The 14,121-nt window shown below is 73.6% G+C and carries 14 protein-coding genes; 10 read left to right on the top strand and 4 right to left on the bottom strand.

The genetic code is table 11. The features are described from left to right. Positions 1–3: 3 nt before the first annotated feature. From AC1QRC_RS08465 to AC1QRC_RS08450, 4 genes are all read left to right on the top strand, one after another. Positions 4–471 (top strand): OsmC family protein, encoded by a 468-nt coding sequence (locus AC1QRC_RS08465; RefSeq protein ID WP_484206333.1) that lies wholly within the window; start codon positions 4–6, stop codon positions 469–471. 65 nt (positions 472–536) lie between these two features. Beyond that, entirely contained in the window at positions 537–1,562 is a 1,026-nt protein-coding gene (locus AC1QRC_RS08460; RefSeq protein WP_484206332.1) for an LLM class flavin-dependent oxidoreductase, read from the top strand. Positions 1,563–1,797: 235 nt separating this feature from the next. Then, positions 1,798–3,453, top strand: coding sequence for a molybdopterin-dependent oxidoreductase (locus AC1QRC_RS08455; RefSeq protein ID WP_484206331.1), 1,656 nt, complete (start codon positions 1,798–1,800; stop codon positions 3,451–3,453). 29 nt (positions 3,454–3,482) lie between these two features. After that, a complete protein-coding gene (locus AC1QRC_RS08450; RefSeq protein WP_484206330.1) occupies positions 3,483–4,241 on the top strand; it encodes a fasciclin domain-containing protein in 759 nt (252 codons plus the stop codon). On the opposite strand, the gene AC1QRC_RS08445 is transcribed toward AC1QRC_RS08450, so the two are convergent. Beyond that, the gene (locus tag AC1QRC_RS08445) at positions 4,225–5,148 is read right to left on the bottom strand and encodes a MerR family transcriptional regulator (protein ID WP_484206329.1); all 924 of its coding nucleotides are present in this window, start codon (positions 5,146–5,148) and stop codon (positions 4,225–4,227) included. The genes AC1QRC_RS08450 and AC1QRC_RS08445 overlap by 17 nt on opposite strands. Before the next feature lie 119 nt (positions 5,149–5,267). Between AC1QRC_RS08445 and AC1QRC_RS08440 the strand changes: the two genes are divergently transcribed. The 5 genes from AC1QRC_RS08440 to AC1QRC_RS08420 are packed head-to-tail and all read left to right on the top strand — an operon-like array spanning position 5,268 to position 9,799. After that, positions 5,268–6,560: an NAD(P)/FAD-dependent oxidoreductase gene (locus tag AC1QRC_RS08440; protein WP_484206328.1), complete on the top strand. Its 1,293-nt coding sequence runs from the start codon at positions 5,268–5,270 to the stop codon at positions 6,558–6,560. Then, complete coding sequence (locus AC1QRC_RS08435; protein ID WP_484206327.1) at positions 6,557–7,321, top strand: DUF1365 domain-containing protein; 765 nt, start codon at positions 6,557–6,559, stop codon at positions 7,319–7,321. Before AC1QRC_RS08440 ends, AC1QRC_RS08435 begins: the two co-directional genes overlap by 4 nt. After that, positions 7,318–8,580, top strand: coding sequence for a class I SAM-dependent methyltransferase (locus AC1QRC_RS08430; protein WP_484206326.1), 1,263 nt, complete (start codon positions 7,318–7,320; stop codon positions 8,578–8,580). The genes AC1QRC_RS08435 and AC1QRC_RS08430 overlap by 4 nt, the downstream gene beginning before the upstream one ends. Beyond that, positions 8,577–9,353 (top strand): SDR family NAD(P)-dependent oxidoreductase, encoded by a 777-nt coding sequence (locus tag AC1QRC_RS08425; RefSeq protein ID WP_484206325.1) that lies wholly within the window; start codon positions 8,577–8,579, stop codon positions 9,351–9,353. Before AC1QRC_RS08430 ends, AC1QRC_RS08425 begins: the two co-directional genes overlap by 4 nt. Next, positions 9,350–9,799, top strand: a complete 450-nt coding sequence (locus tag AC1QRC_RS08420) for an SRPBCC family protein (RefSeq protein ID WP_484206324.1) — start codon at positions 9,350–9,352, stop codon at positions 9,797–9,799. Before AC1QRC_RS08425 ends, AC1QRC_RS08420 begins: the two co-directional genes overlap by 4 nt. A gap of 3 nt (positions 9,800–9,802) precedes the next feature. Here AC1QRC_RS08420 and AC1QRC_RS08415 read toward each other — a convergent pair whose 3' ends face one another. Next, positions 9,803–11,113 carry a cytochrome P450 gene (locus tag AC1QRC_RS08415; protein ID WP_484206323.1) on the bottom strand — a complete coding sequence of 437 codons (1,311 nt, stop codon included), beginning with the start codon at positions 11,111–11,113 and terminating at the stop codon, positions 9,803–9,805. A 142-nt stretch (positions 11,114–11,255) separates the two neighbouring features. Here AC1QRC_RS08415 and AC1QRC_RS08410 point away from each other — a divergent pair, with 142 nt between their 5' ends. Then, positions 11,256–12,788, top strand: a complete 1,533-nt coding sequence (locus AC1QRC_RS08410) for a hypothetical protein (protein ID WP_484206322.1) — start codon at positions 11,256–11,258, stop codon at positions 12,786–12,788. Here the strand turns inward: AC1QRC_RS08410 and AC1QRC_RS08405 are convergent. Both AC1QRC_RS08405 and AC1QRC_RS08400 read right to left on the bottom strand, forming a co-directional pair. Next, a complete protein-coding gene (locus tag AC1QRC_RS08405; protein ID WP_484206321.1) occupies positions 12,758–13,213 on the bottom strand; it encodes a VOC family protein in 456 nt (151 codons plus the stop codon). The genes AC1QRC_RS08410 and AC1QRC_RS08405 overlap by 31 nt on opposite strands. 4 nt (positions 13,214–13,217) lie before the next feature. Further along, a complete protein-coding gene (locus tag AC1QRC_RS08400; protein WP_484206320.1) occupies positions 13,218–14,069 on the bottom strand; it encodes an AraC family transcriptional regulator in 852 nt (283 codons plus the stop codon). Positions 14,070–14,121 lie beyond the last annotated feature (52 nt).

Raw genomic sequence — 14,121 nt, 5'->3', positions numbered from 1 at the left:
CGCATGCTCGAGCACACCTTCCCGACGACCCTCGCGTGGAGCGGCTCCACGGCCGAGGGACTGCGCAACTACAGCCGCAGCCACACCGGCACCGCGGGGCCTGGCATCGAGCTGGAACTCACCGCAGACCCGCACTTCCGCGGGGTGCCAGAACGCCTGAACCCCGAGCAGCTGGTGGTGCTCGCCGCCAGCAGCTGCCAGATGCTCTCCTTCCTCGCGGTCGCCGCACGCGAGGGGCTGGACGTCGTGGACTACCGCGACGAGGCGCTCGGGCGGATGCCGATGGCCCGGTCGGGCATGCGGATCAGCACCATCACGCTGCGCCCGCGGATCGTCCTGGCACCCGGCAGCGACACCAGCCGGATCGCGGAGTTCATCGAGCGCGCCCACGAGGAGTGCTTCATCGCCAACTCGCTGAACACCGAGATCACCGTGGAGCCCGAGGTCCGGGTCGCCACCGAGGACGCCTGACCCGCCCCGCCCGGGGTGGGGTGAGACGCGGGAAGCATCGGTCCCCCCGCGGGGTTGGACCGGGTATGCCGAACGCTCCCCACCGCATACCCCTGTCCGTCCTCGAGCTGGCGCCGCGGTCACGCGGCATGTCCCCCGCCGACGCCCTGGCCGAGTCGACGAAGCTGGCCCAGGAGGTGGACCGGCTGGGCTACCACCGGTTGTGGGTGGCCGAGCACCACGGCAGCGAGGCGTTCATGGCGTCGGCGACGGCACTGCTCCTGGGGCACCTCGCCCAGCACACCGGGCGGATCCGGCTCGGCTCGGGCGGGGTCATGCTGCCCAACCACTCCCCGCTCATGGTGGCCGAGTACTACGGCACCCTCGCCACGCTCTACGGCGACCGGTTCGACCTCGGGCTGGGGCGGGCGCCGGGCACCGACCCGATGACGGCCGCCGCTCTCCAGCGCGGGTCCGGGCAGCTCGACACCTTCGCCCGGGACGTGCTCGACCTGGTGGACTACCTCGGTGACCCGGACGGCGAGCGCAAGGTGCGCGCACTGCCCGGCGAGGGCACCAAGGTGCCGTTGTGGATGCTCGGGTCCTCCACCGGTGGCGCCCAGGTCGCCGCGCTGCTGGGGCTGCCCTTCTCCTTCGCCAGCCACTTCGCGCCGCAGCAGATGACCGAGGCGATCGCGCTCTACCGGGAGCGGTTCCAGGCCGACGCGGAGACCGCCCAGGTGGACCGGCCCACCGTGATGGCCGGCGTCAACGTCCTGGTGGCCCCCACGACCGAGGAGGCGGAGTTCCTCTTCAGCACCGCGCGGCTGATGGCCGCCCGCATCCGCACGGGACAGCCCGCGCCGCTCGACCCACCGGTGGAGGACCTGGGCTCGGTCCTGCCGGAGGGAGTCCTGGAGCTCACCGCCGGGCTGCACTCCTTCCGCGCGGTCGGCACGCCGGAGGAGGTCGTCGCCCGGCTCGAGTCGATCGTGGCCGAGCACGACCTGGACGAGCTGATCGTCACCACCTACACCTACGACCCCGAGTTGCGTCGGCGGTCCTTCCGCCTGCTGGCCGACGCCTGGGGCCTGGCGCCCACGCCCGGTTGAGCTGGCGTGGCACGGATCACGCCACCACGTCCTGGCCGCGCGCGATCGACTTAGGTTAGGCTGACCTTACGCCTGCACGGCCGCGCTCCACCTGCGTCGCTCGCTGCAACAGTCGCCACAACTCGCCCAGGGTTCACCGCGGGAGAGCGGGCCGGCAGGCGCCCACGCCTCCCTAGCGCAGGGCACCCGTCCCACCCCGACCCATCCGCACGGCGCGCGGCGCCGAAGACCGGGTATGAGGACCTCGGAGGCGCAGGCCGGCCAGCACCCGGCCGCCGGACCGCGCGGCACCCGCCGGCGAGGGGCCGCGGCCGGCCTGGTCGCAGCGTCCGCCGGGGTGCTCGCCGGAGAGGGCGTCAGCGCCCTCCTCACGGGGATCACCGCCCCCGTCGTCGCGGTCGGCAACCGCGCCGTCGACTGGACGCCCCGCCCGCTCAAGGAGTGGGCCATCGAGACGTTCGGCACGGCCGACAAGGCCGTCCTGATCGGTGGGGTCCTGGTCACGGTGGGCCTGCTCGCCCTCGTCTGCGGTGCGGTCGGCGCCCGCCGCCCGGGCGTCGGGCTGGGCGCGCTGACCGTGCTGGTCGCGGTCGCGAGCGCCGCGGTCCTGACCGACCGGGCAGCGGGGGCCGGGACAGCGCCACGGCTGCTGCCCGTCGCCGCGATGGGCCTCGTCGGGGTCGGGGGTCTGTGGTGGATGCTGCGGACGCTGCGGCCCACGACCGGGGTGACCGGGTCCCCCGCCACGCAGGCCTCGTCGGGACAGGCACCGGGCCGGACCCGGGTGCTGCTCACCGACGACATGACGGGCCAGGAGGTGCTGCCCGGCTTCGACCGGCGCGGCTTCCTCCGGGCCGCAGGGACGGTCGCGGCGGTCGGCGCAGTCGGGGGCGCAGTGGCCCGACTCGGCGCCGGCCCCGCGGCCTCGGGGGCCCGGGACGCCCTCACCCTGCCCTCCCCCGCCGACACGGCACCACCGGTGCCCGGTGGGGTGACCTTCGACGTCCCGGGGCTGACGCCCTATCTGAGCAGCAACGCCGACTTCTACCGCGTGGACACCGCCCTCACCGTGCCCGACGTGCCGCTCGAGGGCTACCTGCTGCGGATCCACGGCATGGTCGACACCCCGCTCGAGCTCAGCTTCACCGACCTGCTCGAGCGCCGCCTCGTCGAGCGCCGGATCACGCTGACCTGCGTGTCCAACCCGGTCGGGGGCGACCTCGTGGACAACGCGACCTGGCTCGGCATACCGGTCCGTGACCTGCTCGAAGAGGCGGGCGTGCAGGCCGGGGCCGATGCCGTGAAGTCCACCAGCGCCGACGACTTCACCGCCGGCACCCCCCTCTCGGCGCTCACCGACGACCGCGAGGCGCTGATCGCCGTCGGGATGAACGGTGAGCCGCTCCCCCTGGAGCACGGCTTCCCGGTCCGGATGGTCACGCCCGGCCTGTACGGCTACGTCTCCGCCACCAAGTGGCTGGTGGACCTCGAGGTCACCCGGTTCGCCGACTTCAGCGCGTACTGGACCGACCGGGGGTATGCCGAGCAGGCGCCGATCAAGCTGTCCTCGCGGATCGACGTGCCCGCCTCATTCGCCCAGCTGGACGCCGGGCGCAACGTCGCGGCGGGCGTCGCCTGGGCGCAGCCCCGGGGGGTCGAGCGGGTCGAGGTCCGCGTCGGTGACGGCGACTGGCAGGAGGCCGAGCTGGCCGAGGAGGACTCCACCCACACCTGGCGCCCCTGGCGCCTGGAGTGGGACGCCGAGCCCGGCACCCACCGCCTGGAGGTCCGGGCGACGGACCGGACCGGCGACACACAGACGTCCCAGCGGGCCCCAGTGGCGCCCGACGGGTCGACCGGATGGCACTCGGTGACGGTCACCGTCACCTGATGCCGACACCCACCACGGAAGGAACCACCATGCGCACCCTGCATACCAAGAAGTCCCTGCTGGCCCTCGTCGCGGCTTCCGCCCTGACCCTCTCCGCCTGCGGCGGGGACGGGGACGACGGCGACGCCGGCATGGAGGACATGCCCGGCAACGAGCAGGCCGAGGACAACGGCGCCGACGAGGGCGCCGACGAGGCCGAGGACGACATGGCCACCGAGGAGGACATGGCGACCGAGGACGACACGTCCACCGAGGACGACATGGCCGACGAGACCACCGAGGACATGGCGGCCGGCGGCAACCTCGTCGGACCCGGCTGCGCCGCCTACGCCGAGGCGGTGCCGGACGGCGCCGGGTCAGTCGAGGGCATGGCCCAGGACCCGGTCGCGGTCGCGGCCAGCAACAACCCGTTGCTGACCACCCTGGTGGCCGCGGTCTCTGGCGAGCTGAACCCCGACGTCGACCTCGTCGACACCCTCAACGGGGACGAGTTCACCGTGTTCGCCCCGGTCGACGACGCGTTCGCGGCGGTGGACCAGGAGACCCTCGACACGCTCTCCACGGACGCCGACCTGCTGACGACCGTGCTCACCTACCACGTGGTGCCCGGCCAGCTCACGCCCGAGGAGGTCGTCGGCGACCAGACCACGGTCCAGGGCGACACCGTCGAGGTCACCGGCGAGGGCAACTCGCTGATGGTCAACGATGCCGCCGTGATCTGCGGCGGTGTCGAGACCGAGAACGCCACGGTCTACCTGATCGACGCCGTCCTCATGCCGGAGATGTGAGACCGGTCTCGTGATCTGCCCGGTCCCCGGACGCACGGTCCCGGTCGGCGAGCTCGGCCACCAGCCGCGCCGCGCCGCCGGTGATCGTGTGGCCCAGCCCGAGGGCACCGCGCAGCGTGCCGTGGTGCGCGCCGCCGACCGCGACCAGCAGGTCGGGGTCGGCGGCGCGGAGCGCGTCGACCGTCGCCTGGGCGGCCGGCACGTCCACCTCCATGGGCACCGCCACGACCGCGGCCGCGGCACCGTGGCGACCCACCCCGTCGACCCAGCCGTCGGCGGGCAGGTCCGGCCCGGTGTAGAGCACGTCGAGGCCCGCTCGCCGGGCGGCCGTCGCGAAGGCGAGAGCACCCAGCTCGTGGTGCGCCCCGGAGGGCAGCCCGATCAGGACCGGGTGCCCGGTGGAGCCACGCCCGGCCGCCTCGTAGGCGGCGGCGAGCCTCCTCAGGACGGCGTGGGCCGCGAGGTGCTCCCCGCTCACCGACACGGCGCCGCTGCTCCAGGCCTCCCCCAGCTCGGTCAGGGCGGGCATCAGCCAGCCGTCGGCGAAGCCCTCGAAGCTGGACCGGGCCATGACCTCGTCGAGCACCGCCGCGATCGCCGCACCGTCGAGCCGGGCGGCCCCGTCGACAAACCGGGCCGTCGCATCGGCGGGCACCCCGGATGCGTCCGGTACCACGGTCGCCGCGGTGACGGAGTCGCTCGCGACCTGCTCGGCCGCCTGCTTGGGAGCCCACCCCCGGGCCACCAGATCACGCATCCGGACGAGGCGGCGCAGGGCGCCCTCGTCATACACCCGGTAGCCGCTCTCGGTCCGGGCCGGGGAGACGACGCCGTAGCGCCGTTCCCACGCGCGCAGCGTCGCGACCGGGACCCCGGTCTGCTCGGCGGCGCGCTTGATCGTGTACATGGTTCGGCCATCGTAGCCACCCCTCGACATACATTAGACAAAGATTGGACAAACCCGCTACGTTGAGGGGCAGCACGCAAGTACCGGCACAAACCCTGGACAGGATGGAGGGAGCACCCATGGCATCAGCACGACCGACCGTGGCCGTGATCGGCAGCGGCGTGTCCGGGTTGACCGCGGCGCACGTGCTGTCGCAGAGCCACGCGGTGACCCTCCTGGAGGGCGACGACCGGTTCGGCGGCCACGCCCACACCCACGCGGTGACCGACTCGGCCGGTGCCCCGCACCGGGTCGACAGCGGCTTCATCGTGCACAACGAGCGCACCTACCCCCACCTGCTCCGGCTGTTCGGCGAACTCGGGGTGCAGACCCGCGAGACCGAGATGAGCATGTCGGTCACCTGCCGCGGCTGCGGCCTGTCGTATGCCGGGGGGCGGGGGCCGCGCGGTGTCCTGGCCCAGCCGTGGCGGGCCGCGGACCCGCGATTCGTGCGGCTGCTCACCGAGGTGCCCCGCTTCCACCGGATGGCCCGCCGGCTGCTGCAGCGGGACGGGTCACCGGGACCGTCGGCGGCCGGGGAGAACGGCCCCACCTGGGGGGAGTTCCTCGCCACCGGCGGGTTCAGCCGCTTCTTCGTGCAGCACTTCGCTGTCCCGCTGGTCTCCTGCGTGTGGTCCGCGGACGGGCAGGACGCCCGGGAGTACCCGGCCCGGCACCTGTTCGCCTTCCTGGACCACCACGGGATGCTCTCGGTCACCGGCTCCCCCACCTGGCGGACCGTGGTCGGCGGGTCGGCGAGCTACGTCGACGCCCTCGTCGCGCGGCTGCCCGCGGCCCGGCGCAGCACCCCCGTCGTGGCGGTCGAGCGGCACGACGACGGCGTGGACGTCCGCACGGGCGACGGGACCGCCGCCACGTACGACCGCGTGGTGGTCGCCACCCACGCCGACGACGCCCTGGCGCTGCTGGCCGACGCCAGCGCGGAGGAGAAGTCGGCCCTGTCAGCCATCGGCTACTCCACCAACCGCACGCTGCTGCACCGGCACCGCACCGTCCTGCCCGAGCGCCGCCAGGCCCGGGCCTCCTGGAACTACCGGCTCGCGGACTGCGCCGGCGGGGACCGCCCGGTCCTGGTCAGCTACTGGATGAACCGGCTGCAGGGCCTCGAATCCCCCGACGACTTCGTGGTCACGCTCAACGCGGGGGACGCCGTGCCGCCGGAGTCGGTGGTCGCGGCCATGACCTACCGCCACCCGGTGTTCACCCACGCCGCGGTGGCCGCCGGCGGCACGCTGCGCGGGGCGGGCGGCCCCCGCCTGGCCTTCGCCGGGGCACACCTCGGGTGGGGTTTCCACGAGGACGGCGCCCGCTCCGGCGTGCAGGCCGCGTACCGGCTCGGGGCGACCTGGTGAGGGCCGCGCCCCCGGGCCTGCCGGCCGTCGTGCGCGGTGAGGTCAGTCACCGCCGGCTCTCCCCCATCCGCCACGACGTGGGGATGACCGGTTACCTGTGGCTGGTCGACCTGGCCGAGGTCCCCGCGCCGCGTGCAGTCGCCGCGTTTCCCACCGAGGGGCACTTCGACCCCGAGGACCACCGGCCGATCAGGGACAAGGTGCTCGACTTCGTGGCCGCCACCGGCCGTGCCACGACCCCCGGCCCGGACGACCGGATCCTGATGCTCGCCGGGGCACGCACCCTAGGCCACGAGTTCAACCCACTGTCTGTGCATTGGTGCCTGACCCCCGGCGGCACCGTGCGCTGGGCGGTGCTCGAGGTGCACAACACCTACGGCCAGCGGCACGCCCAGCTGCTCGAGCCCGACGGGAGGGGCCGCGACAGCGTGCCCAAGGAGTTCTACGTCTCGCCGTTCCTGTCCGTCGACGGACGGTATGCCGTGCGCCTGCGCCTCTCCCCCGACCGGGTGGCCGTCTCCGTCGTGCTGCACCAGGACGGCGCCCCGGTGTTGGCGGCCTCGTTCACCGGTCGACCCCGGCCGGCGACCCGCCGTGAGGTGGCCCGCGCCGTGCTGCGCACCCCACTGGTGATGCACCAGACCAGCGCCCGGATCCGGCTGCACGGCATCTGGCTCTGGCTGCGCCGGCTGCCGGTGCTCCCCCGACCCAGCTCCCCGCATACGAGCATCCCCACCCCATCGACGAGGAGGTCCGCATGACCCAGGACACCGCCAGACCCACGAGGCGTGACACGGGCGACCCGTGGGCGGACGTGCACCGCACCAGGCGGGCACCGGTGCGCGGGCGCGCGGCCCGCGCCCTGCTGACCCGCGCCGTCCGCGGCCTCGACCTGCAGCTCGTGCTGCCGGACGGGCAGGTGCTGGGCTCCCCCGACCCGGACGCGCCCCGGCTGGAGGTCCGGACCGAGCGGTTCTTCGACCGGGTCGGTGCGGACCTGAGCATCGGCGTCGGTGAGGGCTTCCAGGCCGGCGAGTGGGCCCCGGCGCCCGACAGCGACCTGGCCGACGTGCTCACCCCGTTGGCGGAACGGCTGACCAGCATCGTGCCGAGGTGGCTCAAGCGGTTCCGCCGGGTGCTGGAGCCGACCCACCCCTCGGGTGAGGGCGGCGACCCCGAGGGGGCGCGGTCCAACATCGCGCGGCACTACGACCTGTCCAACGACCTGTTCGCCACCTTCCTGGACGACACCATGTCCTACTCCGGGGCGCGGTTCGACGGCGCCGACCCCCGGGCGGGCGAGGACCTGCTCACCGCCGCGCAACGGCACAAGGTCGACGGCGTGCTCGACCTCGCTGGCGTCCGGGCCGGGAGCCGGGTGCTGGAGATCGGCACCGGCTGGGGCCAACTGGCCATCCAGGCGGCCGGGCGGGGGGCCTGGGTGCACAGCATCACGCTGTCGGCCGAGCAGGCCCGGCTCGCCCGGGAGCGGGTCGCCGCCGCCGGATTGGCGGACCGGGTGACCATCGAGGTCCGCGACTACCGCGACGTCGAGGAGCGCTACGACGCCGTCGTGTCGGTCGAGATGATCGAGGCGGTCGGCTACGAGTACTGGGACACCTACTTCGCCGCGGTGCGGGCCGCGCTCGCCCCCGGCGGACGGTTCGGGCTGCAGGCGATCACCATGCCGCACGCGGTCATGCTGGACTCCCGGCACGCCTACACCTGGATCCACAAGTACATCTTCCCGGGCGGGCTCATCCCGTCCGTGCAGGCGATCGAGGAGGCGGCCGCCCGCGCCGGGCTGCAGGTCGGGGACCGCAGCCGGATGGGTGACGACTACGCCCGGACCCTGCGGGAGTGGCGCCGCCGCTTCGGCGTCGCCGCCGCGGAGGTCGACGCGCTGGGCTTCGACGCGCAGTTCCGGCGGGTGTGGGAGTACTACCTGGCCTACTCCGAGGCGGGCTTCCGGGCCGGGCACCTGGACGTGTGGCAGCTCGGGCTGCGGGCGACCTCATGAGGATCGCTGGATCGGCCGTCTGGGTGGTGGGGGCCTCCTCCGGCATCGGCGCGGCGCTGGCCCGGGAGCTGCAGGCCCGCGGCGCCCGGGTCGTGGTGTCCGCCCGGGACGAGGCGAAGCTCGCGCGGGTTGCCGACGGCACGATGGGGGTCGTGCCCGTCGACGTCACCGACCGGAACGCGGTGCGCGACGCGGCCGCCCGCGCCGAGGACGCCGTCGGACCACTGGACGCCGTCGTGATCTGCTCCGGTCTGTGGCGGCAGGGGCGACCCGGTGAGCTGGACCTCGACTCCTTCGCCGCGCACGTGGACACCAACGTGCTGGGCATGGCCACCTGCATCGCCCAGGTGCTGCCCGGGATGCGCGAGCGCGGGCGGGGCAGCATCGTTGGCGTCGCCTCGGTGGCCGGCTACCGAGGCCTGCCCGGCGCGGAGGCCTACGGGGCGTGCAAGGCGGCCCAGATCAACCTGCTCGAATCGCTGCGTGCCGGGCTGCACGGCACCGGAGTCCTGGTGCAGACCGTGTGTCCCGGCTTCGTGGAGACCCCGATGACCAGCGCCAACACCTTCCCCATGCCGTTCCTCATCCAGCCCGACCAGGCCGCCCGGGCGATCGCCGACGGAATGGCGAAGGACCGCGCCGAGATCGTCTTCCCACTGCGCATGGCCGCCCTGATGAAGGCGGCCCGCCTGGTGCCGGTCGGGCTGTGGGCCCGGCTGGCGGCCCCCTCCCGCACGGCGGGCAGCACGAGTCCCACGAAGGAGCACGCATGATCCGCGTCCAACGCACCACCACCGTGACCGCCACCCAGCAGGCCGTCGTGGACTACCTGCAGGACTTCGGCCACGCGCCGGAGTGGGACCCGGGCACACAGTCGTGCACCCGGCTCGACTCCGGTCCCGTCCGGGTCGGCTCGCGGTGGCGCAACGTCTCCCGCGTCCTCGGCCGGGAGACCACCCTGGAGTACACCCTGGTCGAGCTGCGGGCCGACGGCGTCGTGTTCGAGGGGCGCAACGCGGGCGCACGCACCGTCGACGACATCCGGGTCACCCCCGCGGAGAGCGGGGACACGACCGGCACAACGGTCGGCTACCACGCGACCGTCGAGCTGCTGGGCTGGTCCCGGGTGGCCTACCCGCTGATGCACCTGGCCTTCATCCGGCTCGCGAACCACACCATCGAGCAGCTGCGGCGCACCCTGGACGGCCTGCGCGGGTGAGGGTCAGGGGGTCACGGCCACCGTCAGCCCGCCCCGCGGCCGCATCGCGGCGAAGCCCGAGGGCCGCAAGCGCTGCGGCACCACCCGGTATGCCGGGTGGACCAGCAGGCGGGCCAGGAGCACCTGGAGCTGGGTGGTGGCCATGACCGAGCCGATGCAGCGGTGCGCCCCTCCCCCGAACGGCAGGAACTCGTGCGGTGCAGCCCGGCGGGGAGCCCCGTCCTCGACCCACCGCTCGGGGCGGAATTCCTCGGGCTCGGGGTAGACCTCGGGCATCCGGTGCGTCACGTAGGGGCTGAACAGGACCAGCGTGCCCGGCCGGATCCGCGAGCCGGCGTACTCGAAACCCGTCCTCACGTGCCGGGCCGAGACCACCGCCGGCGGATAGAGGCGCAGCACCTCGCTGACCACGCCCTGCAGGTAGGGCATCGCGGCCAGGTCGGCGGCCGTCGGCTCCCGGTCCCCGATCCGGTCGACCACCTCCGCCCTGGCCCGGGCCCGGACCTGCGGCAGCGTCCCCACGGCATACACCATCCACGCCGCGGCGGCGCTGGTCGTCTCGTGCCCGGCGGCGATGAGCGTCACCACCTGGTCGCGGACCTCGAGGTCGGACAACCCGGAGTCGTCGCCGTCCCGCCCGTCGACGAGCGTGGCCAGCACGTGGTCGTGCTCGGCGGGCGCGGCGCGGGCCCGCTCGATCTCGCGGTGGATCCGTGCGTCCAGCCTGGCCCGGGCGGCCATCGCCCGGCGCCAGGTCGGGGTGCGCAGTCGGCGGTGCACCCCGATGCTGTCCGGGAGCCGGTCGACCAGGTCGAGCAGCGGCTGCAGGTCGGCGGCGATCACCGGCTCGTCACGCGCCACGTCGGCGCCGAACAGGGTCTCGATCGTGCTCCGCCGGATCGCGGCGCGCAGCGACTGGTAGGCGTCGACCTGCGGAGCGTCCGCGGGCCGCCCCGCCCAGCCGGCCAGCTCCTCGTCGGCGTGCCGCACCATGGTCGCGACGTAGCCGTCCACCTGGCGGCGGTGCATCGAGGGCTGCACGAGCCGGCGTCGACGCCGGTGGTCGGGGCCGTCGGAGACGACCAGCGAGGTGGGGCCGTCGACCGGGATGAGCCCGGCCATCGCCTCGTGCATGGTGAAGAGCTCGTCGTGGGCGAAGACGAACCGGTTGGCGTCCGGTCCGAGGAAGTAGGCGTAGCGCCTGCTGCCGGCGCCGGAGCGCACGACAGGCCCGAAGCGCCGCCCCGCCCAGCGCAACGCCTCCCCCGGCGGGTAGTTCACGGTCCGGCCGGGTCCTGCTCCGGTGTGCCGCATCCCTCGACCCTAGGTGTCGACCCTCCCGGCTGCACGCGCATTTCGCTCCGGGCTGCCACCCGCGCCGGCGGTATCACGACGGCCCCGGCGCTACTCTCCTGATCAAGGGCCCGCCGGTCGGCCCCGGCTCGAGGAGGCACGGGTGAGCAGGTACATCCGCCAGGCCGTGGTCGTCATCCACGGGATGGGTGAGCAGCGCCCGCTGAGCACCGTCCTCGGCTTCATCGACAATGCCGTGGAGCCCGCTCCGGACGGTGCACGGACCTACTACTCCCGACCGGAGTCGGTGACGGACTCCTACGAGTCGCGGCGGTTCCTGGCCCCCGCCCGCTCCATCGCCGGACCGGACGGCACCGAGGTGGAGGTGAACGCCCAGACGGAGTTTTTCGAATACCACTGGTCTCACCTGATGCAGGGCAACAAGCTCGGTGACCTGCTCTCCACCGTGCGCCGCATCCTCTTCCTCCCCATCACCCACGTGCCCTACGGGCTGGTGTGGGCCTGGCTGGCCTCCTGGATCCTGGTGCTGGGGGGCGTCTGGGCGTTCGTCTGGGGACCGTGGTCCTCGGTCCTGACCGACGGTGACGGTGACCTGCTCACCCGGCTCCTGGGCACGGTGCTCTCCGGTGGCGTGGTCGCTGGCGTGGTGGCCTTCGCCGTCGGCAAGGTGGTGCCGGCGTGGCTGACTAACAGTTTCGTCGACGTCTCCCGCTACCTCGACACCTCACCGCGCTCGTATGCCGCGCGCAAGGAGATCCGCAAGGGCCTGGTCCAGTTGCTGGAGGGACTGCACGACGCCAAGCGGGGCCGGGCCCAGACCTACGACCGGATCATCGTCGTCGGTCACAGCCTCGGGAGCTACATCGCCTTCGACGCGATCAGTTACCTCTGGGCCCAGGGCAACGCCCGGAACGCCGGGACGAAGGCGCCCCTGGAGTTTCACGGGCTCGCGGAGGTGGAGGAGGCGGCCTCCGCCCTGCCCGGGCCCCGCTTCAAGCCCTACCTCCCCAGCGACGTCGAGAACGCCGCCCGCGGCCGCTACCGGGAGGCCCAGCGGGAGGCCTGGCTCGGCCTGCGCGAGCAGGGCAACCCCTGGCGGATCACCGACCTGGTGACGGCGGGCTCGCCGATGTACTTCGCCGACAGGCTCATCGACGGCCGGGGACGGATGCGGTTCGCCGAGCGGATCCGTCGCGGGGAGCAGGCCACGTGCCCGCCCCAGGCGGAGCGCAACACCAAGGACCTCGATGCCGATGCCGTCGGCTCGTTCAGCTGGGAACGTCGCGGGACCGGGCGCCGGGTCCTGCACGAGAGCGCCCCGTTCGCGGTGGTCCGGTGGACCAACCTCTACTTCCCCACCCGGGCGCGCTTCTTCGGCGACTGGTTCGGGGGTCCGCTGGCCCCGATGTACGGCGCGGGCATCGAGGACATCATGGTGACCGGCAACGGACCCCGGGGCGTCGGGGCGCGCCCCTGGCGCAACCGGCTCGTCCCCGGCTACGCGCACAGCCTCTACTTCGCCTTCCCCGACGACACGGCGCCGGACTCGGCCGCCACGTCCCTGCGGCAGGCGATGGACCTGGCCTCCAGCAGTTGGGTGGCGTCCGGACCGGTCCGCGCCGCTGCCGTGGCCGACGGGGCCGCTCAGGGGGACGCCGGCGGCTCGCCGGCGTAGTGGCCGAAGGACCACAGGTTGCCCTCGGGGTCGGCCGCCACGAAACTCCGGTTCCCGTAGTCCTGCTCCTGCAGGTCCGAGACGATCCGGGCGCCGGCGGCACGCATCCTCGCGTGGACCTCGTCGACGTGCTCGGTCACCACGTAGCACCCCGCACCGCCGGGCTGTTGCTGCCACTCGGTGCCCTCCCGGAGCGAGCCCAGCATCACGCCCCCGCCCTCCGGCCAGTCCAGCTGCGCGTGCTCGACGACGTCCCCATCGGCATACACCGCGGTGGGGGTGAAGCCGACAACGTCGACCAGGAAGGAGATCATCGCCGGGGCGTCGCGACAGATGAGGGTCGGCCACACGGTGGGCGGCGGTGAACCATGGGCCGGTGCCGGCGCGGGGCTCTCGATCGTGGTGCTGTCTGGTGTGCTGTTCATGGACTCAGTCTCCGTCGTCCACGAACCCCCCGGCTTGGATGTTTCGGTGCTCCTGCGCCACCCACGCGGTCGGGCTCAGGGTGGTGAACTCCCGGAACTCCCGGACCAGGTGGGAGTGGTCGGCATACCCGCACCCGGCGGCGATGGCGGCCACCGACTCCCCGGAGCCGCGGGCCGCGGCCACCACCCGCCGCTTGGCGTGGTGGAACCGCATGAGGCGGCTCAACCGCTTGGGTGAGACCCCGAGCTCCCGGTCGAACAGCGTGCTCAGCTGCCGGCCGCTGAGGTGGACGTGGCGGGACAGCCCCTCCATCGACCCGGTCCCCCGGTGCCGGGCGATCCAGGTCCAGGCGCCGTCCAGCTCGGAGCGGGGCGGCGCCGCCCGGGAGGTGTCCAGCCGGTCCCGGAGGTAGGCGCTCACCTCGGCGAACCCGCGGTCCCACGGCATCTCCTGCATCAGCCGCTGCCGCAGCCGTTCCACCGCCGGGCCCAGCACGTCCTCACCCCCACCCACAGGCTGCAGCTCTCCCGCAGGCACGCCGAAGAGTGCGCGGGAGGCCAAGGGATGGATCGCCAGCTGGATCCCTGACTGCCGCTCCGGCTGCACCACGAACGCCGGCCTCGTGTGCAGCCCGCCCAGCAGGATCCTGACCGCGGCCGGGTCACCCGCTCCGGGGTCGGGGCCGAACGAGGCCTCGACGGGGCCGTCCAGGGAGAAGATGAAGGTGAGGTAGGGCGAGGGAAGCCCCAGGTGGATGCCGCGGGGCAGCCCGGCCGACCGATAGCCGACCGTGCTCGCGACACCCGGCACCGACAGCCGTGTGCTGCGGAACTGCGAGACCGGCGTGGCGTCCACCCAGCCAGTATCCGACCGGACGCGCCGCCTGTCGACCACCAATCCGTGGCGC

The sequence above is a fragment of the Ornithinicoccus sp. genome, from assembly GCF_057176825.1.
The sequence above is the reverse complement of the archived record's forward strand: the minus strand, read 5'-3'. Positions and strand labels throughout refer to the sequence as shown.

What these genes read in the sequence shown, in the direction of transcription:
- AC1QRC_RS08445 (WP_484206329.1), bottom strand. Translation starts at nt 5,148, where the DNA reads ATGTACACGATCAAGCGCGCCGCCGAGCAGACCGGGGTCCCGGTCGCG.
- AC1QRC_RS08440 (WP_484206328.1), top strand. Translation starts at nt 5,268, where the DNA reads ATGGCATCAGCACGACCGACCGTGGCCGTGATCGGCAGCGGCGTGTCC.
- AC1QRC_RS08455 (WP_484206331.1), top strand. Translation starts at nt 1,798, where the DNA reads ATGAGGACCTCGGAGGCGCAGGCCGGCCAGCACCCGGCCGCCGGACCG.
- AC1QRC_RS08430 (WP_484206326.1), top strand. Translation starts at nt 7,318, where the DNA reads ATGACCCAGGACACCGCCAGACCCACGAGGCGTGACACGGGCGACCCG.
- AC1QRC_RS08415 (WP_484206323.1), bottom strand. Translation starts at nt 11,113, where the DNA reads ATGCGGCACACCGGAGCAGGACCCGGCCGGACCGTGAACTACCCGCCG.
- AC1QRC_RS08405 (WP_484206321.1), bottom strand. Translation starts at nt 13,213, where the DNA reads ATGAACAGCACACCAGACAGCACCACGATCGAGAGCCCCGCGCCGGCA.
- AC1QRC_RS08420 (WP_484206324.1), top strand. Translation starts at nt 9,350, where the DNA reads ATGATCCGCGTCCAACGCACCACCACCGTGACCGCCACCCAGCAGGCC.
- AC1QRC_RS08460 (WP_484206332.1), top strand. Translation starts at nt 537, where the DNA reads ATGCCGAACGCTCCCCACCGCATACCCCTGTCCGTCCTCGAGCTGGCG.
- AC1QRC_RS08450 (WP_484206330.1), top strand. Translation starts at nt 3,483, where the DNA reads ATGCGCACCCTGCATACCAAGAAGTCCCTGCTGGCCCTCGTCGCGGCT.
- AC1QRC_RS08425 (WP_484206325.1), top strand. Translation starts at nt 8,577, where the DNA reads ATGAGGATCGCTGGATCGGCCGTCTGGGTGGTGGGGGCCTCCTCCGGC.
- AC1QRC_RS08465 (WP_484206333.1), top strand. Translation starts at nt 4, where the DNA reads ATGCTCGAGCACACCTTCCCGACGACCCTCGCGTGGAGCGGCTCCACG.